A 17,477-nucleotide genomic window follows, 5' to 3' on the forward strand; every position below is an offset into this window, starting at 1 on the left:
CTCCTGGAGGCGTGGACTGTCGCTCAGCGCGGAACGCGGACGGACGCCCCGCGCCTGCCCGCGCACCCGCCTGCCCCGCTAGACCTCGCACACCTGCCCCTGCTTGATGTGCAGGCGCCGCTCGGCCCGCTTCGCAACCCACGAGTCGTGCGTGACGATGACGACGGTCAGCCCGCGCTCCCGCCACTGCTTCTCGATGAGCGCCATGATCTCGTCGCGGGTCGACTCGTCGAGCGCACCCGTCGGCTCGTCGGCGAGCAGCACGCTCGGGTTCTTCACCAGCGCCCGGGCGATCGCCACCCGCTGCTGCTGTCCGCCGGAGAGCTCGGCCGGCAGGTGCTCCATCCGCTCACCCAGCCCGACCTCGCGGAGGGCAGCCACCGCACGCTCGCGGACCTCGGTCCGGGACCGGTTCGCGAGCGACCCCGCGAACGCCGTCTCGACGTTCTCGAGCGCCGTCAGCGTCGGTATCAGGTTGAAGCTCTGGAACACGAAGCCGATCTCGGTCGCGCGCAGGTCGGTCAGCGCGCCGTCGCCGAGCTTCGCCACGTCGCGGTCGCCACCGAGGTGGATCGACCCGGCACTCGGCCGGTCGAGCGCTCCGAGCATCTGCAGCAGCGTCGACTTCCCGCCGCCGGTCGGCCCCTGGACGGCCACGAGCTGCCCCTGCGGGATCGTCAGGTGGACGTTCGTCAGGGCGGTGACGGTCCGGTTCTTCTGCTGGTAGGTCTTGCTGACGTTCGTCAGCCGGTACATCGGACTGGAGGCACGGCTCGCCTCCGCCTCGCCGGTCGCGGTGTCGGTGCTGGTCACGGTTGCTCCTGTCGTCGGTTCGGTCGTGTCGGTGCGGCCGGGCATCAGGCCACGCTCCGGAGCGCCTCGGCCGGACGGAGCCGGCTCGCACGCCAGCCGCCGAGCGCGCCGGCGGTGAGGCCGCCGAGGATCGCGAGGCCGATCGCCAGCAGGATGATCTCGACGGTCACCGGGGCGTGCAGGACCACGTCGGTCGTCGACGCGGTGCTCGCGCCGCCGCCGAAGCCCCCGGCCGGTGCACCGCCCGTCGTGCCGCTGCCTGCAGCCGCGGTCGCTGCGCCGCCGGGCATGCCACCACCGCCACCGGCGCCGGCGCCGGCGCCGCCCCCGGTCGTGCTCGAGGCGCTCGCCGAGATCGTCGGACTGATGACGTTCACGACGAGGATGCCGATCAGGCCGGCCGTGGCGCCGAGCACGCCGCCGATCAGGCCCTGCACCAGGGACTCGCCGGCCACCTGTCGGGTGATGCGGCCGTTCGACCAGCCGATCGCCTTGAGGGTCCCGAACTCGCGGGTGCGGCGGGTCACGCCGGAGATCGTGAAGAGGATCGCGATGAGGAACGCCGCGGCGAGCACCACGATCGACAGCCACGTGCCGAGGTTCGAGACCAGGCTCGACGCGGTGCTGAGCGACCCGGACACGCTCGAGGCCAGGTCGGCCTCGGTGGAGACGGTGGCGCTCGTCAGCTTCGCCTGCAGCGCGGACTTGATGGTGCTGACGTCGGAGGACGACTCGGCGGAGACGGAGATGGAGGTGACCTTGCCGTCGAGGTCGGCCAGCGCCTGCGCGCTGTCGAGCGGGATGTAGGTGTTCGAGCCCGTGGTCGAGGCCGAGCCGGTGGAGCTGACGATGCCGATGACGGTGAAGTCGGTGCCGCCGATGTCGACGGAGTCGCCGACCGCCTTCGACTCGCTCTTCGCGTACGACGCGTCGAGCACGACGACGTCCTTGCCCGCGTCCTTCGCGGCGAAGGTGCGTCCCTTCGTGAGCTCGGTGCTCGTGAGCGGACCGACCGTCGCGCCGGACACCGGGATGCCGGTCACCGTGAACGAGTCGACGCTGAACGACCCACCGCCGAACCCGCCGCCACCGCCGGTGTCCCCGCTCGGTGGGCCCTGCTGGGTCGTGCTGTCGCTGCTGGAGTCGCTGCTGCCGCCCGTGCTGCTGTCGTCGGTCGACTGCTGCTGGACCTGGCCGGAGAACGTGCTGTTCTCGAGGGTCAGGACACCCGTCGCGGCCTTGACGCCGTCGGTGCTCGTGATCGTCGACAGGTTCGCGGCGTCCAGGGTGCTCGTGCCGCGCGCGACCGCGAGCCGCGACTGCGACAGGTCGGTCGAACCGCTGTCGTCGTCGCTGTCGCCCCGGCTGCCGAAGTCGAAGCTCGGACGCCCGCCGTTCGTCGACGCCGTCGCGGTCTTGGTGACGGTGATGTCGGTGCCGACGCCGTAGACGGACTGCAGGACGCTCGACTGCGCGGCCTGCACGCCACCCGAGATCGACGACACGATCACCACGAGGGCGATGGCCAGGGCCATCCCGATCGCGATGATGACCGTCTGCTTCTTGCGGTTCGTGAGTTCGCGCCTGAGGTAGGTCAGGAACATGGTTCTCCTCGGTGGTGGCCGGCTGGGGTCACCGGCCGCGCAGAGCACGCGGCGGGGCCGACGGAGGAGAACCTAGGCAGCGTGGTTGTGGCGGTCACTGCTGCTTCCGATGAACCGCGTAAGCGACCCCCGGCAAAGGATGACACGTGATATTCTGGATGCGTGGCGATCGTGCGGAGTGGGGTGTTCAGCATCGCCGCGACCGCTTTCCGGGCCTCCGTGCAGATCGTCTCGAACGTCGTCGTGGCACGCGTCTTGGGGCCGGACGCCTACGGGGTCGCCGCGGCGGTGCTCGCGCTCGGTGTCGTCCTCGAGCTGGTCCGCAACAGCGGGTTCGCTGCGGTCGTCCTGCGTTCGGGTGCGCTCCCGGCGGACGTCCACGTCGCGCTCCACCGGGCGAGCTCCCTGACTGGGATCCTGCTGGGGGCCCTCGTCGCCGCCGCCGGTCTCCTCGTCCTCCGGGCGCTGCCGTCGTCGCCGTCCGGCGGGCTGCTCCTGGCGATCGCAGTGGCCTTCCCGCTCGCCGGCCTCGTCGCCGTCCCGATCGCCTCGATGGTGCGCCAGCACGAGATGGGACGGGTCGCACTCGTCGAGTCGATCGCCGTGGTGCTCGGTTCCACCCTGTCGATCGGTCTCGCGCTCGTCGGCGCCGGATCCGTCGCGATGGTGGCGCAGGTGGTGGCCCTGTGGATCGTGATCACGGTCGGCGTCGTCGTCCTGCGCCGCGTGCCCCGCGGCACGGCAGCACCGTGGCGTTCGGTCCGCACCATGGCCGCGCTCGCGCGGGACGTGTCCTTGGTCCAGCTGGTCTCGCTCGTCGCCAGGGCAGGGGACCGCGTGCTGGTGGCGGCGCTCTTCGGCCCGGCGGCGTCCGGCTTGTGGGTCCAGGCCGTGCAGCTGATGACCCTGCCGCTGGACCAGATCGGGGCGGCTGTCCAACGGATCGCGGTCCCGGCGATGGCGGGCGTCGACGCCGTGGTGCTCCGTGAGCGGTTCCGGCGACTCGTCGGCACGGTGACGCTCCTGGCGTGGCCGGTCCTCGCCGTGCTCGGGGTGCTCGCCGGCCCGATCGTCCACCTGCTGTTCGGTGACGACTGGCTCGGCTCCGCGGCACTCCTGCCGTTCCTCGTCGTCGCGGGCGGGGCGCAGGCGCTCGGGTTCGCGGCCGTCTGGTACTTCATCGCCAGTGGCCGCGCCGGGCGACAGGTCCGTTGGGCGCTGGTCACCCAGCCGGTCCTCGTCGGCGCCCTCGTCGTCGGCACCGTCTGGGGGCCGCAGGGCATGGCTGCCGCGTACGCGGTGGCCTGCTCCGGGCTCGTGGTGCCGGCCTTCCTGGTGGCGACGAAGGGATCCGGTCTGCGGTTGCGCGACCTCGGACTCCCGGTCCTCCCCGCGGCCGCGGCCACGAGCGCCGCGGTCCTCGTGTCGGCCGTGGTCCGAAGCGGGTTCGGTGCTGATCCGATCGGCTCCGTGCTCGTGCCGGGCATCCTGGCAGCACTGGCGGCACTGCTCGTCGCCCTCGTGTTCCCCGACGTCCGATCGGCCCTGCCCCGTCGGCGCCGACGACCTCCCCGTCCCCGTCCCAGGAAGGCGCTCGCCCGTGGCCCGGTTCCCTGATCCCGTCCCCCCGGTCCCACCCGTGCGGACGGCTGTCATCCCCGCCGCCGGTCGCGGCACCCGACTCGGTCGCCTGACGCAAGCGATCCCGAAGGAGCTGCTGCCACTCGGCGACCGGCCGACGCTGGACATCGTGGTCGACGAACTGATCGGCGCCGGGATCGAGCGCATCGTCCTCGTCACCCGGCCGGACAAGACGGCCTTGAACGACTACGTCACGGACGTCCTCCGGCCGGACGCCCGAGCCCGGGGTGTCGAGTTGGAGACCTGTCTCCAGACTGCCGGGCCGGGCAACGGGGGAGCGATCCTGTCGGCTGCGACCCGCGTGCGCGATGAGTCCTTCCTCGTGCTCTGGGGTGACGAGGTCGTCTTCGGTGAGAACCGCAGCGCCGTCGTGCTCGACCGTCACCGCAGGACCGGACTGCCCGTCATCGCCGTCGTGCGTGCTCCGCGTGCGGCGCTCCGACGCTGCGGTGTCGCTCGTGTGGACGCCAGCGGGAGGGTCGTCGAACTCGTCGAGAAGCCGGTCGACCCGCCCGTCGACGGGCTCGCTTCGGTCGGTGGGTACGTGGTCACGCCAGCGGTGCTCGGAGCGCTGCGCGCCGTGGCCCCCGCGGCCGACGGGGAGCTCTACCTCAGTGCTGCGCTCGGCGCGCTCGCACTCGACGGGGGCGTGCAGGCCGCACGGATCCACGGCGACTGGCACGAGACCGGGTCGATCGACGGCTACACGACCGCGTTCGCCGCAGCGGTTGCCCTCCACCGTTGATATTTCGCATGTGTAATGGGTATGCTGGTCGTCGACACCGAACGAAGGACAGCCATGCTCACCACCACAGCCCCTGACCTGCGGGCCGCCGCGCAGATCGTCGAGGCGTACTCCGTCCAGGTCGACCGGTTCGCCCGTCGGTTCCCCGTCGACGAGATCGCGCGCATCGCGGCCGTGCTCGTCGACGCCCACCGCGACGGACGCTCGGTCTTCGTCTTCGGCAACGGGGCCTGCGCGGCGTTGGCGAGCCACATGGCGGCCGACCTCGCGAAGAGCCTGGCTCCGTCCCGGCAGGCCGACCCGCTCGCTCCGGTCGCCGAGCGGCTGCGGATCCTCGCCCTGACCGACAACGCCGCAATGATGACCGCCGTCGGCAACGACTTCGACTACGACGACGTCTTCCTCGAGCAGCTGCGGGTCCTCATGCGCACCGGGGACGTCGTGTTCGGGCTCAGCGCCTCCGGGGGATCCGCCAACGTGCTGCGCGCGCTCGACTTCGCCCGCGACCGCGGCGCCGTCACGCTCGCCTTCACCGGGGCGATGCAGGGACTCCCGCCGATCCTCGACCTCGTCGACGTCGCCGCCGTGGTGCCGTCGTGTGACATCGACGTCATCGAGGACTTCCACGTCGCGTACCACCACGCGCTCACCCGTGCCTTCGTCGCCGGCGTCCAGGTCGCCCGCTCGTGATCATCGCCCGCTCCCCGCTCCGCGTCTCCTTCTTCGGTGGGGGCAGCGACCTCCCCGCGTACTTCTCCGAGCAGCCCGGGTGCGTGGTCAGCACCACGATCGACCTGGCCGTCGAGACCGTCGTCCGCCCCCGTGCACGTGGTGGGATCCGCGTCGTGACCGACGGCGTGCAGACGGCGGACTCCCCGGCAGCCATCGAGCACGACTTCGTGCGCGAAGCCCTGCTGCACGACACCCCGGCGGTCCCGGTCGACGTCTCGATCCACTCCGACGTCCGGAGCTCCGGGACCGGCCTCGGCACCTCCGGCGCGGTCGTCACCAGCCTGGTGGCGGCGTTGGCGGCACTCCGCGGTGCCGACCTCGAGCCGAGCGCGCTCGCCGCCACGGCCAGTGAGATCGAGATGATCCGCTGCGCGCGTCCGGTGGGCCTGCAGGACCAGACCGCGTCCGCCCACGGGGGACTCCGTCGCTACGACTTCGGCACCGACGGCTCGACGGTCGCGACGCCCATCGACATGCCGGAGCGTGCCAGGCAGGACCTCGAATCGTCGCTCGTGCTGGTCGACACCCTGATCGGGCGGGACGCCGGACAGCAACTCGGCCGCCAGTCCCGCACGATGTCGCGGCCGGGCGGAGCGCGGGACCGCGTGACACGGATGGTGGAGCTCGCCCGGGTGATGGGCGACGAGCTCGCCGCCGGTCGCACCGACTCGTTCGGCCCGGCCCTGCACGAGGCATGGACGCTCAAGGCCGCGGTGCTCGGAACGACGGCGAGCCCCGTCGTCGAGCTGTACGAGCACGGACGCACGCTCGGGGCCACCGGCGGGAAACTGCTCGGTGCCGGCGGAGGCGGGCACATGCTGTTCGTCGTGCCCCCGTCCGAGCGTGCTGCGTTCGTCCGGGCCCTCGGCCCCGAACGCGTCGTCCCGTTCGCCTTCTCGGAGACCGGGACCCGTGTCCGCGTCGCGTGACCGCCACCGGTCGTTGGAACGGCTCTCCGAACGGCCGCTCGACGGCGTCGATGCACTGTTCCTCGACCGGGACGGTGTGCTCATCGTCGACCACGGACACGTCGGGTCGCTCGACCGCACCGAGCTCGTCCCCGACGCCATCGAATCGGCTGCTGCGGCCTGGCACGACGGCGTCCCGGTGGTCGTCGTGACGAACCAGAGCGGCATCGCCCGGGGCTGGTACGACTGGTCCGGCTTCGACACCGTGAACGGGCGCATCCGCCGAGCCATGCAGTCCCACGGCGCGGACGTCGACGTGATCGTCGGGAGTGCTCGACTGCCCGGTGACCCGGACCCGTGGCGGAAGCCCGGACCCGGCATGGTCCTCGCGGCGGCAGCGACGTTCGGCATCCGGCTCGCCGGGTCCTGGATCGTCGGTGACCGTCCGTCCGACCTCGCCTGTGGTCGGACCGCCGGGCTCGCCGGCGGTGTCCTCGTCGGCGACCTCCACGCCACGGGGGTGACCCCCGCCGCCGGGATCACCACGGCGGCCACGATGATCGGCGCGACGGCCGGACGACGGGAACCCGCACGATGAGCGGCGTCGCACCCCAGCCCACGGTCGGCGTGGTCATCCCGGTCGGACAGCGCACCACTGTCGAGCTCGGCCCCCAGTTCGCAGCGCTCGCCCGGCAGACGTGGACCGGACCCGTCGAGATCGTGGTCAGTTGTAACGGTGAACCCCGTCACCTGGTCGATGCGCGGATCGCTGCAGAGGAGTGGCCGCGCGGCTGGACGGTCCGCTCCATCGACTCGTCCGCGATCCGAGGCGCTGCCCCGGCGCGGAACGCCGGTTGGCGGGCACTCCGCTCCGACATCGTGCTGTTCTGCGACGCTGACGACGTCGTCGCGGACACCTGGATCGCGGGGATGGTGCGCGGGCTGGCCGATGCCGGTGTCTGCACAGGTCCGCTGCTGCACGACGCGCTCAACGAGCCGTGGATGTGGGAAGGGCCCGAGCAGGCGTGGCCGATCGTGCGGTTCGGGCACCTCCCGCACACGTCCGCAGCCAACCTCGGCATGCGGCGCACCGTCCTCGAGGCCACCGGGGGCTTCGACACGTCGCTCGGTGCCGCCGAGGACATCGACCTGGCATGGCGTGCGACCTACCTCGGGTTCCCGACCCACTTCGAACCGTCCGCATCGGTGCAGTACCGACTCCGCCGGGGCACCCGGGAGCTGTTCCGGAACAACCGGCACTACGCGCGCTGGGACCGTGTCCTCGTCGACAAGCACCGAGCGCACGGCGCCGCCTGGCGTCCCCGCGAGGTCCTCCGTCACCTCCTGGCGACCGGATGGGCGCTCGTGGGCGCACCGTTCGGCCGACGGCGACGACGTGCTGCGGCGATCCGCCTCGGGACGGTCGCCGGCTGGGTGGAGCGGTTCACCGGCCGACGCCCCACCTCCACCTAGGACGGTCAGCCGACGTCGCCGTACTGCTGGCGCAGGTGTTCGGCGTACCCGCCCGGGGTCCTGCCGGCGAAGCGCCCGCTCGTCACCACCGGCAGCTCGACGGTCGCGTCCACGCGGAACCCGAGTGCTCGGGCCCGGGTGACCAGGCGGGCGTCCTCGTGTTCGGGGACGGGGTCGAACCCGCCGAGCGTGACGTACGCCGCGGCGAGCACGCCGAGGTTGGCGCCGTGCACGTGACCGAGCGCGGCGCCCGGCGGGTGCGCCCGCGTCCACCGGTCGATCACCGCGGGCGCCAGGTCGTCCGGGTCCGGGACGACGGCGCCGACGAGCACCTGCGCGCCGGATTCCAGTGCGTCGGACTGCTGGACGAGCCACCGCTCGTGCACGCGCGAATCGGCGTCAGTGTGCGCGAGCCACCGAGCCACCGGGTCGCCGTCGTGCGCTCGCAGCGCGTGCGTCGCCCCGATGGACCGTGCCCGACCGACCCCGACACGGTCCGTGGTCAGGACGTCGACCGGGTACCGATCGACCACGGCAGCGGTGTCGTCCGTGCAACCGTCCAGCACCACCATGATCGCCGCGTCGACCCCGGGCCGCTCCGTGGCGAGCCGGTCGACCGCCACCAGGAGCGATCCGAGGCACGCGGCGATCCGGTCGGCCTCGTCGTGCGCCGGGACGACCACGTCGATGCGCGGTCGGTGGTGGGGTCCGGTCACCGGATGATCCCCTCGGCCCGGGCCACCGAGGTGACCGCCGGGCCGGGCAGCACGCTCAGCACGAAGTCCGCTTCCACGTGCCGGAGCAGGGCGGGACGCGGCCAGCGTTCGGTCAGCCGCGCGTCCACCGCGTCGCCGCTCGACACGGCCTCGTCGTCGGGGTGCCGCCAGTGACAGGCGACGAGCACGCCGTCGTCGTCGAGCGAGGCGAGCACGCGGTCGATCGTGGCGTCGAGGTCGGCCGGGGACAGGTAGTATCCGACCTCGGACATCACCACCAGGTCCCAGCGGCCCTCCGGCCACTCGGACGGCAGGGCCGCCTGCAGGAACCGCGCGGTCGGGGCACGGCGGGCGGCACGCTCGAGCGGTGCCGCCGAGATGTCGGTGCCGAGCACGTCGTCCGCGCGTTCGGCCAGGGCGGCGGTCAGGACACCGGTCGCACAACCGAGCTCGAGCGCCGAGCGGAAACGCGGGCGGGGGAGCGCCGCCAGTGTCACGGCCCGCTTGCGCTGCTCGTACCAGGACCCGTCGAAGTCCCACCCCTCGGGCTTCCGGTCGTAGTGCGCGTCGAACGACTCGCGAGACCGCGACGCGGCGGACTCCGGCACGAAGAACCACTCGGTCGTCCGCAGGTGGTGTGCGGCGTGCCGGTCGTCGACGATCGCCTCGTCGCCGACCGCGGGCGAGAGCGGCCGGGTCTGCGACGGGTAGGCATCGAGGGCGGCACGCTTCCGGGCGACGAGGCCCTCGGTCAGCGGCAGCGCTCGAGCGCGGTCCCACGGGGCGACGGAATGCTCCGGCTCGTCCCAGTGCCACGCCCAGATCGGGTACGCGAGCAGGTCGACATCGGTGGCGCTCGCCGCGGCGGCCTCGGCGACCTCGCCGGCGATGCGGTGGTCACGGTGCCCGTCTCCACGCCACGGTGCGACGAGGAGCACCGGGTGCGCGGCCGCGGCCAGCGCCTGGTCGACGGCCTCCGTCACGCGGTCGCGGTGTTCGCGGGCCGTGCCGTCCGGGATCCCGACCGAGGTCGACGTGACGTCGGGGTGCAGGACGCGCACGGCCGCAACGAACTCCGCGTCGCGTGCGGCGGCGAGCGCCTCCGCGGTCGTCGTGGGGGAGTCCGGGTGCGAGCGCTCGCCGCGGGTGAGGAGCAGCACGTGCACGGGGGTGCCGGCCTGCGCAGCCGCCGCGATCAGGCCACCGGCACCGAGGGTCTCGTCGTCGGGGTGCGGTGCGACGACGAGCACGGACCCGGTGTCGGCCAGGTCGATCGCCGGTGCGTCCACGCCGTCGAGGAACCGTGTCCACGCCGCCGGGTCGGTCCCCGGTTCGCGGTGGTCGAAGTTCACCACGCGACACCGCCGCGCTCGAGCACCATCCGGCCGATGCGGGCGAGGTCGCGTGCGCCGTGGTCCTGCAGGACGTAGAGCTCGAGGTCGGCGACCCGCGCGGCGACGGCGGCATCGGCGGTCAGCGGTGCCGGGCCGATCGTCGCGACCACCCGTTCGCGCACCGCGTCGACCGACCGGCGCACCCGCGATCGCACCGTCTGGGCGAGCAGCCGCCAGTCGGTGTCGTCGGAGGCCGGGTCGGAGCCGTCGATCCGGGCAGCGGCGTCGGCGAGGGCGTCCTCGGCGTCGGCGAGGTCGGCGACGGTGGCACCGAGGGCCGCCTGCAGCAGCTCGGACTCCGGGTGCGCGGCCGCGGCGTCGCGGAGCACCCGTGCAAGCCCGACCGCGCCGCCCCACCAGCAGGCCGCGACGCCGATGCCGCCCCACGCGAAGCCCGGACGCTCCAGGTACCAGCCGGGGGCGCCGACGGGCCGTGCCCGGACACCGTCGAAGTCGACCGGTCCGCTCGGCACGTCGGGCATGCCGCGTGCGACCCAGGCCTCGTCGTGCACGGTGACGCCCGGCTGTCGCAGGTCCACGGCGACCAGGACGCGTTCGTCACCCAGGTGCGCGGTGACCAGGGCGTGCGAGAGCGTCGAGGCGAGCGAGCACCACGGCTTCCTGCCGTGGAGCAGGACCGTGCCGTCGTCCTGTGGTGCGGCGTCGAGCCGCAGCCCCAGGCCCTCGGCGGCGAAGACGCCCCAGGTGGAACCGTCCGGGGCGTCGACCCCGGCTTGCGCCAGGATCCCGAGGGCGTCCAGGTGCGGTTCGACGGTGCGGGCAGTGGCGACGTCCGCTGCGGCGACCGCGGCGAGCGTGCCGAAGAAGCCGCCGGCCGTGCCGGCGGACAGGGGCGGGGTGGCGGCGGCGACCGCCTGCGCGACCGCCAGGCGGTCCGTCGGTGTCGAGCCGGGCCTCCCGGTCGTCCGTTCGATCCGCGCGGTTTCCAGGTGCCGGGCCGACGACGGCCAGGCTGCAGATCGCAACATGCTCCCAACGTACGGAGCGTCGGGCCGTGGACGTGTCCTCGATCCACAGAACGCACTGGGCTGGGCCACAGACGACTCATAGGAACTTCTCGATACTCGAAGACGTGACCATCTCCCAGCCCGCAGCAGCCCCGCGCCTCACACGTGCCGACGGAACCCCGTTGCGCATCCTGGTCGTCGACGACGAAGCCAGCCTCACCGACCTGTTGTCCATGGCGCTGCGGTACGAGGGCTGGGACGTGAAGAGCGCGAACGGCGGGCAGGACGCCCTGACGACCGCGCGGGAGTTCAAGCCCGACGCGATGGTGCTCGACGTGATGATGCCCGACCTCGACGGGCTGCAGGTGCTGAGCCGGCTGCGGCAGAACAACGACGACACCCCGGTGCTGTTCCTCACCGCCAAGGACTCCGTCGAGGACCGTGTCACCGGACTCACCGCCGGTGGTGACGACTACGTCACGAAGCCGTTCTCCCTGGAAGAGGTCGTGGCGCGTCTGCGCGGGCTCATCCGCCGCTCGCAGATCTCGATCTCCGAGGCCGGAGACTCCCGCATCGTCGTCGGTGACCTGGTGCTCGACGAGGAGTCGTACGAGGTGCACCGCGCCGGCCGGCCGATCGAACTGACGGCCACCGAGTTCGAACTCCTTCGCTTCCTGATGCGGAACCCCCGTCGCGTGCTCTCGAAGGCGCAGATCCTGGACCGCGTGTGGTCGTACGACTTCGGCGGCAAGTCCTCGGTCGTCGAGATCTACATCTCCTACCTGCGCAAGAAGATCGACGCCGGCGAGACGCCGATGATCCACACGGTGCGCGGCGTCGGGTACGTCATCAAGCCGACCTCGTGACCCTGCGGCGTCGGCTCGTCCTGAGCATCGTCGCCCTCGTCGTCGCCGTGAGTGCGGTGATCGGGGCGGGGAGCATCATCGCGTTGTTCTCGATCCAGCGCTCCGCGATCGACGAGCAGCTGCAGTTCGCCACGAACCGTGCGCAGCGATCCGTCGAGCAGCAGGGCGGGAGCGGCCCGGGTCTGGACATCGGCCGCCCGTCCGGACAAGCGTCCGGGACCCTGACGGTCTACTTCCTCAACGGGGACGTCATCGTCGGGAGCGTGCTGGACAACGCCGGGGGGATCGAGCGTCTCTCGGCGCCGGTGGTCGCGCCGCTCGGCGGGGTGCACGTCGACGGGCGTCCACACACCATCGACCTCGGCGGTGACCTCGGTCGCTACCGGGTGACCGCGGCGACCGTCGGGCCTGCCGTGCTCGTGGTCGGCCTGCCGATGGCACCCGTCTACGAGAGCGTCTGGAAGCTCCTGGGCGTCGTGCTGGTCGTCACCGGACTCGCACTCCTCGCCGCCTCACTGGTCGCCGCCCTCGTGGTCCGGCGCTCCCTGCGGCCGCTCGACCGCGTCGCCGAGACCGCCTCGACCGTCGCGCGCATGCCGCTCGACCGCAGTGACGCCCTCGACGGTGTCCGTGTGCCGGACACCGACCCCCGCACCGAGGTCGGCCGGGTCGGCAGCGCCTTCAACCGGATGCTCGGGCACATCGGCAGTGCGATGCAGGCGCGGGAACGCTCGGAGCAGAAGGTGCGCCAGTTCGTCGCCGACGCCTCGCACGAGCTCCGGACCCCGCTCGCCTCGGTGCGCGGGTACGCCGAGCTCACCCGGCGCATGGGCGGCGACCTGCCGAGGGACGTCGTCTACGCGATGAGCCGCATCGAGTCCGAGTCCATCCGGATGACCTCGATGGTGGAGGACCTGCTGCTCCTCGCCCGACTCGACGAGGGCCGCGAGATCCAGTTCGCCGAGGTCGACCTGACCGGCCTGGTGCTCGACGCCGTGAACGACGCCCACGCTGCCTCACCCGAACACCCCATCGAGGTCGACGTCCCACCGGAGCCGGTCACCATCACGGGGGACGCCGCACGCCTGCACCAGGTCATCGTCAACCTCGTCACGAACGCCCGGACCCACACGCCCGAGGGCACCCGCATCACGGTCGGGCTCGCCCCGGTCGACGGCGGCGTGGACCTGACCGTGCGCGACACCGGCCAGGGCATCGACCCGGAGTTCCTGCCGAAGCTGTTCGAGCGGTTCGCCCGTGCCGACAGCTCGCGCTCCCGCACGGTCGGGTCGACCGGGCTCGGGCTCGCCATCGTCGCCGCGGTCGTGCAGGCGCACGGCGGGCGGGTCGAGGTCACGAGCGAGCCCGGGGACACGGTGTTCACGGTGCACCTGCCGCGCGACCCCGCTGCGGCTGCTGCCGCGGCGGGGTCGGTCGCGTCGTCGTCGTCGTCGGCCGAGCCGGCCGAGGGGGCCGGGTCCGCCGACTGGTCGGCGACGCCCGCTGCGGTGGACCGCACCCACTGACGGAGGGGAGGCGCGGGGCGGGCCCGCACCGCGCCTCCCGACCGCTGTTTGGTCTCGTCCACGGCATCTGCTACTCTTGTCGAAGCCAAAGACCGCCGGATGTCGTGCTGCTTGCAACGTGTTTGTGAACATCGTGACCGAAGGTCCTCACTCGTGAGGCATCCCGCGCAGGTGTTCCGAACCACTCCCACCATCTGGTGAGAGCAGCTCCGAGCCTCTGCGCCGGAGCTTTTTTCGTTCGTGGACCTGGGGCTGCCGGCAAGACCCCCAAGGAGAACCATGGCGAACAAGGAAGCTGCGGTCGCCGAGCTCACGGAGTCCTTCCGTAGCTCGAACGCCGTTCTGCTCACCGAGTACCGCGGTCTCACGGTCGCGCAGCTCAAGGAGCTCCGCAACTCGATCCGTGAGCACGCCACGTACGCCGTGGTGAAGAACACGCTGACCAAGATCGCGGCGAACAACGCCGGCATCTCGTCGTTCGACGACGAACTCGCCGGTCCGTCCGCTCTCGCCTTCGTCCACGGTGACACCGTCGCCGTCGCGAAGTCGCTGCGTGCATTCGCCAAGGCGAACCCCGAGCTCGTGGTGAAGGGCGGTTACTTCGACGGTAACCCGCTCACCGCGACCGAGGTGGACAAGCTCGCCGACCTCGAGTCCCGTGAAGTGCTGCTCGGCAAGCTCGCCGGCGCACTCAAGGCCTCGCTGTTCGGTGCTGCGTACCTGTTCCAGGCACCCCTCTCGCAGGCCGTCCGCACCGTGGACGCCCTTCGCGAGAAGCAGGAGTCCGCGGCCTGATCAGGCTCGCGTTCATCAACCACACGTACTAGCTAGTAGTAGGAGAAAATCATGGCGAAGCTTTCGCAGGACGAGCTCATCGAGGCCTTCAAGGAGCTCACGCTCATCGAGCTCTCGGACTTCGTGAAGAAGTTCGAAGAGGTCTTCGAGGTCACCGCTGCTGCCCCGGCCGCTGCTGCCGCTCCGGCCGCCGCTGCCCCGGCCGAGGCCGCTGAGGAGAAGACCGAGTTCGACGTCATCCTCAAGTCCGCTGGTGACAAGAAGATCCAGGTCATCAAGGAGGTCCGTGGCCTGACGTCGCTCGGCCTCGGTGAGGCCAAGGCGCTCGTCGAGACCGCCGACGCCAAGATCCTCGAGGGTGCGAACAAGGAGACCGCCGACAAGGCGAAGGCGACCCTCGAGGCCGCTGGCGCCACGATCGAGCTCGCGTAGTCTCGACCGTTCCGGTCACGAAGGCCGCTGCCCCTCGGGGTGGCGGCCTTCGTCGTGTGCGGGGTGGGGGCTGTGTGCGGCTTGCGGGGGTGCTCCGCGATAGCGACAGAGTGGCGCCAACTGTTCGCAGGATTCTGTCGTGATGGCAGCACAATCGGTCGGGGACTGCTGAGATCTGTCGCTTTGCCAGGACACTGTTGACCGCCGGGAGGCGCGGCGGTTGTCCACAGATTGGCGCAGGCTCCTGAGACCGGTCGTTCCGAGCGACAGTGTGCTGTCATGCACCCCGCCAACGCCGTCAAGATCCTCCGCACGAACGACCTCGACCGGGCTGGCGCCCGCCACCTCCAGCGACGGCAGCGGGCCCATGAGCTCGTGCGCGTCCGGCATGGCGTCTACGTCGAACGCGCACCGTGGGAAGCTCTGGACGGTCGCTCGCGACACCTCGTCCGGATGCGGGCCGTCATCCCGTTGCTCCGGACCGACGCGGTGTTCGCTCTCGACTCGGCTGCCGCGGTGCTCGGTCTGCCACGACTCGATCCGTGGCCCGATCGTGTCCAGGCCGTCGACGCCGGGATCGAGCACGACCAGCACCGGGTGAGCCTGACCGTCCACGCCGGTGTGCCCGAACGATCGGGGAAGCTGTTCCACGGTGTCCCGTTCACGTCTCTGGCGCAGACCACCGTCGAGAACGCTCGGCGGGGCACCCTCGCCGACGCAGTCGTCGGGTTGGACCACGCATTACGGAGCGGTGTCGGACGCGGGGAACTCGAGCACATGTGCGCCGCCGGAGGTCCGTGGGGTGCGGTGCGGGTCGAGCAGGCCCTGGCGATCTGTGATGCGCGCCACGAGTCGGTCGGGGAGTCGTACCTGGCCGTCCGCGCTGCCGAGTTGCACTGTCCAGACTGGGAGCCTCAGCACGAGTTCCGCTCGCCGGACGGCCGTGTCGACCGCGTGGACTTCTGGCTGCCACGCCAGGGCATCGTCGTGGAGTTCGACGGTCGGCAGAAGTACGAGGACCCCGGGATGCTCGGAGGGCGGACCGGCGCTGAAGCGGTGTGGAGCGAGAAGCAGCGCGAAGACCGTGTCCGGGGTCAATCGGAGGTGAACGGCTTCGTTCGTGTCTACTGGGAGCACGTCGTGGCACCGGAACGGCTCCGTTCGCTGTTCCGACAGCACGGCGTGCCGTGCCGCTGACCGCTGCGGTCGTCGGTTGCACGGCGGAGGTGAGACCGATCGTGTTGCCAAAGCGACGCTTCTTACCGGCGTCCAGCCGGGCCTCCTGGCAGAGCGACAGATGTCTGCGAACAGTTGGCGGCACCCTGTCGCTTTGGCGGCTGGGCGGCGCTGGGCGGGTCGGGGCGGCGGCGCGGAGGCGCGGCCGCGGGGCGGGGCAGGGGGCGCGTCAGCGCAGCGTGCTGTGGCGGCGGCCGTAGGCCAGGTAGAGCAGGGCGCCGGCGACCATCCAGATGCCGAACGCGATCCAGGTGGTGGCGCCGAGGAACACCGCGAGCAGCACGCAGCTCAGGGCGCCGAGGATCGGGACGACGGGGAACAGCGGCACCCGGTACGAGCGCTCCAGGTCGGGCTGCGAGCGACGGAGCACGATGACGGAGACGTTCACCAGGGCGAAGGCGACCAGGGTCCCGATGCTCGTGGCGTCGGCGAGCTCCCCGAGGGGCACGAGCGCGGCGACGATCGTCACGGCGATGCCGATGATCAGCGTGTTCGCGATCGGGGTGCCGGTGCGGCGGGAGACCCGGCCGAAGACCTTCGGAACCAGGCCGTCGCGGGACATCGTGAGCAGGATGCGGGTCTGGCCGTACAGGACGGTGAGCACGACACTGGCGATGGCGACGACCGCCCCGATCGAGAACACGAGGGCGACGAGCGGCTGCCCCGTGACGTCGACCACGATGCGGACGAGCGACGCCTCGGACGACGAGAACGCCGTCCACGAGCGGGCCCCGATGGCGGCGATCGCGACCAGGATGTACAGCGCCGTGATGAGCGCGATGGAGCCGATGATCGCCCGTGGCAGGTCACGGCGGGGGTTCTTCGCCTCTTCACCTGCGGTCGAGGCCGCGTCGAAGCCGATGTACGAGAAGAACAGCCGTGACGCCGCTGCGGTGACCCCGGCGGCGCCCATCGGTGCGAGCGGCTCGAAGTTCTGCGCCCGGAACGCCGTGAACGCCACGACGACGAAGAAGACCAGCAGGGCGATCTTCACGACCACCATTACCGTGTTCACCCAGGCGCTCTCGCGGGCTCCTGGCAGCAGCACGACGGTGGCGAGCAGGACCAGGACCGCGGCGGGCAGGTTGACCACGCCGCCGTCGACCGGGGGAGCGGCGAGCGCGGTGGGCAGGTGCAGCCCGAACACGCGGAGGGTCTCGTCGACGTACTCGCTGGCACCCACGGCGACCGCGGCCACCGAGACGGCGTACTCGAGCACCAGGCACCAGCCGCAGATCCAGGCGATGCCCTCGCCCATCGTGGCGTAGGTGTACGAGTAGCTGGACCCCGAGGTCGGGACGGCACCGGCCATCTCGGCGTACGACAGCGCCGAGAGCAGCGCGGCGATCCCCGCGACGACGAACGAGATCCAGACCGCGGGACCGGCGAGCGGGACCGCGGTACCGAGGACGACCAGGATGCCGGTGCCGAGCGTGGCCCCGACGCTGATCATCGTCAGCTGCCAGACCCCGAGCGACCGACGGAGCGGTTCACCGTTCACCCCGCGGGAGGCTTCGGCCTGCAGCTGCTCGATCGGCTTGCGGCGGGCGAGCTGCGCCCCCAGGGACGTGGGACGTGACGGCGCGGACGACATGGGACCTCGGTGGTGCGGGGACGGGGACGGCACA

17 protein-coding genes are annotated in these 17,477 nt (G+C 71.7%); 11 read left to right on the top strand and 6 right to left on the bottom strand.

Features of this window, described 5'->3' with window-relative positions; translation table 11 throughout:
* Positions 1–78 precede the first annotated feature (78 nt).
* Positions 79–756 (bottom strand): ABC transporter ATP-binding protein, encoded by a 678-nt coding sequence (locus tag ASF75_RS09130; protein ID WP_031260507.1) that lies wholly within the window; start codon positions 754–756, stop codon positions 79–81.
* Between the two features lie 101 nt (positions 757–857).
* A complete protein-coding gene (locus tag ASF75_RS09135) occupies positions 858–2,417 on the bottom strand; it encodes an ABC transporter permease (protein WP_056070668.1) in 1,560 nt (519 codons plus the stop codon).
* A 162-nt stretch (positions 2,418–2,579) separates the two neighbouring features.
* On the opposite strand from ASF75_RS09135, the gene ASF75_RS09140 reads away from it, so the two are divergent.
* Genes ASF75_RS09140 through ASF75_RS09165 form a run of 6 tightly spaced genes read left to right on the top strand, consistent with a single transcriptional unit; the run spans position 2,580 to position 7,916 of the window.
* Positions 2,580–4,034 (top strand): oligosaccharide flippase family protein, encoded by a 1,455-nt coding sequence (locus ASF75_RS09140; RefSeq protein ID WP_056070671.1) that lies wholly within the window; start codon positions 2,580–2,582, stop codon positions 4,032–4,034.
* A 22-nt stretch (positions 4,035–4,056) separates the two neighbouring features.
* Positions 4,057–4,803, top strand: a complete 747-nt coding sequence (locus ASF75_RS17875; protein ID WP_056070674.1) for a sugar phosphate nucleotidyltransferase — start codon at positions 4,057–4,059, stop codon at positions 4,801–4,803.
* 54 nt (positions 4,804–4,857) lie between these two features.
* A complete protein-coding gene (locus tag ASF75_RS09150) occupies positions 4,858–5,493 on the top strand; it encodes an SIS domain-containing protein (RefSeq protein ID WP_017888653.1) in 636 nt (211 codons plus the stop codon).
* Complete coding sequence (locus ASF75_RS09155) at positions 5,490–6,464, top strand: hypothetical protein (protein ID WP_017888654.1); 975 nt, start codon at positions 5,490–5,492, stop codon at positions 6,462–6,464. Before ASF75_RS09150 ends, ASF75_RS09155 begins: the two co-directional genes overlap by 4 nt.
* The gene (locus ASF75_RS09160; RefSeq protein WP_056070677.1) at positions 6,448–7,041 is read left to right on the top strand and encodes a D-glycero-alpha-D-manno-heptose-1,7-bisphosphate 7-phosphatase; all 594 of its coding nucleotides are present in this window, start codon (positions 6,448–6,450) and stop codon (positions 7,039–7,041) included. The genes ASF75_RS09155 and ASF75_RS09160 overlap by 17 nt, the downstream gene beginning before the upstream one ends.
* On the top strand, positions 7,038–7,916 hold the full coding sequence (locus tag ASF75_RS09165) for a glycosyltransferase family 2 protein (RefSeq protein WP_056070680.1): 879 nt from the start codon (positions 7,038–7,040) through the stop codon (positions 7,914–7,916). Before ASF75_RS09160 ends, ASF75_RS09165 begins: the two co-directional genes overlap by 4 nt.
* A 5-nt stretch (positions 7,917–7,921) precedes the next feature.
* On the opposite strand, the gene ASF75_RS09170 is transcribed toward ASF75_RS09165, so the two are convergent.
* From ASF75_RS09170 to ASF75_RS09180, 3 genes are read right to left on the bottom strand one after another with little or no spacing between them, the layout of a single operon-like run.
* A complete protein-coding gene (locus tag ASF75_RS09170; protein WP_056070683.1) occupies positions 7,922–8,632 on the bottom strand; it encodes a glycosyltransferase in 711 nt (236 codons plus the stop codon).
* Positions 8,629–9,984 carry a bifunctional PIG-L family deacetylase/class I SAM-dependent methyltransferase gene (locus ASF75_RS09175; RefSeq protein ID WP_235517596.1) on the bottom strand — a complete coding sequence of 452 codons (1,356 nt, stop codon included), beginning with the start codon at positions 9,982–9,984 and terminating at the stop codon, positions 8,629–8,631. Before ASF75_RS09175 ends, ASF75_RS09170 begins: the two co-directional genes overlap by 4 nt.
* A complete protein-coding gene (locus ASF75_RS09180) occupies positions 9,981–11,015 on the bottom strand; it encodes an acyl-CoA dehydrogenase family protein (protein ID WP_056070689.1) in 1,035 nt (344 codons plus the stop codon). Before ASF75_RS09180 ends, ASF75_RS09175 begins: the two co-directional genes overlap by 4 nt.
* A 104-nt stretch (positions 11,016–11,119) precedes the next feature.
* Between ASF75_RS09180 and ASF75_RS09185 the strand changes: the two genes are divergently transcribed.
* The 5 genes from ASF75_RS09185 (at position 11,120) to ASF75_RS09205 (ending at position 15,810) form a co-directional block, all read left to right on the top strand.
* On the top strand, positions 11,120–11,860 hold the full coding sequence (locus ASF75_RS09185) for a response regulator transcription factor (protein ID WP_017888661.1): 741 nt from the start codon (positions 11,120–11,122) through the stop codon (positions 11,858–11,860).
* Positions 11,857–13,386, top strand: a complete 1,530-nt coding sequence (locus ASF75_RS09190) for a sensor histidine kinase (RefSeq protein WP_082509581.1) — start codon at positions 11,857–11,859, stop codon at positions 13,384–13,386. Before ASF75_RS09185 ends, ASF75_RS09190 begins: the two co-directional genes overlap by 4 nt.
* A 279-nt stretch (positions 13,387–13,665) precedes the next feature.
* Entirely contained in the window at positions 13,666–14,181 is a 516-nt protein-coding gene (gene rplJ, locus ASF75_RS09195; protein ID WP_017888663.1) for a 50S ribosomal protein L10, read from the top strand.
* Between the two features lie 51 nt (positions 14,182–14,232).
* Positions 14,233–14,613: a 50S ribosomal protein L7/L12 gene (gene rplL, locus ASF75_RS09200; protein ID WP_017888664.1), complete on the top strand. Its 381-nt coding sequence runs from the start codon at positions 14,233–14,235 to the stop codon at positions 14,611–14,613.
* 279 nt (positions 14,614–14,892) lie between these two features.
* On the top strand, positions 14,893–15,810 hold the full coding sequence (locus ASF75_RS09205) for a type IV toxin-antitoxin system AbiEi family antitoxin domain-containing protein (protein WP_056070692.1): 918 nt from the start codon (positions 14,893–14,895) through the stop codon (positions 15,808–15,810).
* 208 nt (positions 15,811–16,018) lie between these two features.
* Here ASF75_RS09205 and ASF75_RS09210 read toward each other — a convergent pair whose 3' ends face one another.
* Entirely contained in the window at positions 16,019–17,443 is a 1,425-nt protein-coding gene (locus ASF75_RS09210; protein ID WP_056070694.1) for an amino acid permease, read from the bottom strand.
* Positions 17,444–17,477 lie beyond the last annotated feature (34 nt).

Origin of the sequence: Curtobacterium sp. Leaf154, assembly GCF_001424595.1 — a bacterium.
Taxonomy (GTDB): Bacteria; Actinomycetota; Actinomycetes; order Actinomycetales; family Microbacteriaceae; genus Curtobacterium; species Curtobacterium poinsettiae.

Excerpts from the sequence above, each read along its gene's own strand:
- ASF75_RS09150 (WP_017888653.1), top strand. The coding sequence starts at position 4,858 with ATGCTCACCACCACAGCCCCTGACCTGCGGGCCGCCGCGCAGATCGTC.
- ASF75_RS09135 (WP_056070668.1), bottom strand. The coding sequence starts at position 2,417 with ATGTTCCTGACCTACCTCAGGCGCGAACTCACGAACCGCAAGAAGCAG.
- ASF75_RS09130 (WP_031260507.1), bottom strand. The coding sequence starts at position 756 with ATGTACCGGCTGACGAACGTCAGCAAGACCTACCAGCAGAAGAACCGG.
- rplL (WP_017888664.1), top strand. The coding sequence starts at position 14,233 with ATGGCGAAGCTTTCGCAGGACGAGCTCATCGAGGCCTTCAAGGAGCTC.
- ASF75_RS09210 (WP_056070694.1), bottom strand. The coding sequence starts at position 17,443 with ATGTCGTCCGCGCCGTCACGTCCCACGTCCCTGGGGGCGCAGCTCGCC.
- ASF75_RS09180 (WP_056070689.1), bottom strand. The coding sequence starts at position 11,015 with ATGTTGCGATCTGCAGCCTGGCCGTCGTCGGCCCGGCACCTGGAAACC.
- rplJ (WP_017888663.1), top strand. The coding sequence starts at position 13,666 with ATGGCGAACAAGGAAGCTGCGGTCGCCGAGCTCACGGAGTCCTTCCGT.
- ASF75_RS09165 (WP_056070680.1), top strand. The coding sequence starts at position 7,038 with ATGAGCGGCGTCGCACCCCAGCCCACGGTCGGCGTGGTCATCCCGGTC.
- ASF75_RS09205 (WP_056070692.1), top strand. The coding sequence starts at position 14,893 with ATGCACCCCGCCAACGCCGTCAAGATCCTCCGCACGAACGACCTCGAC.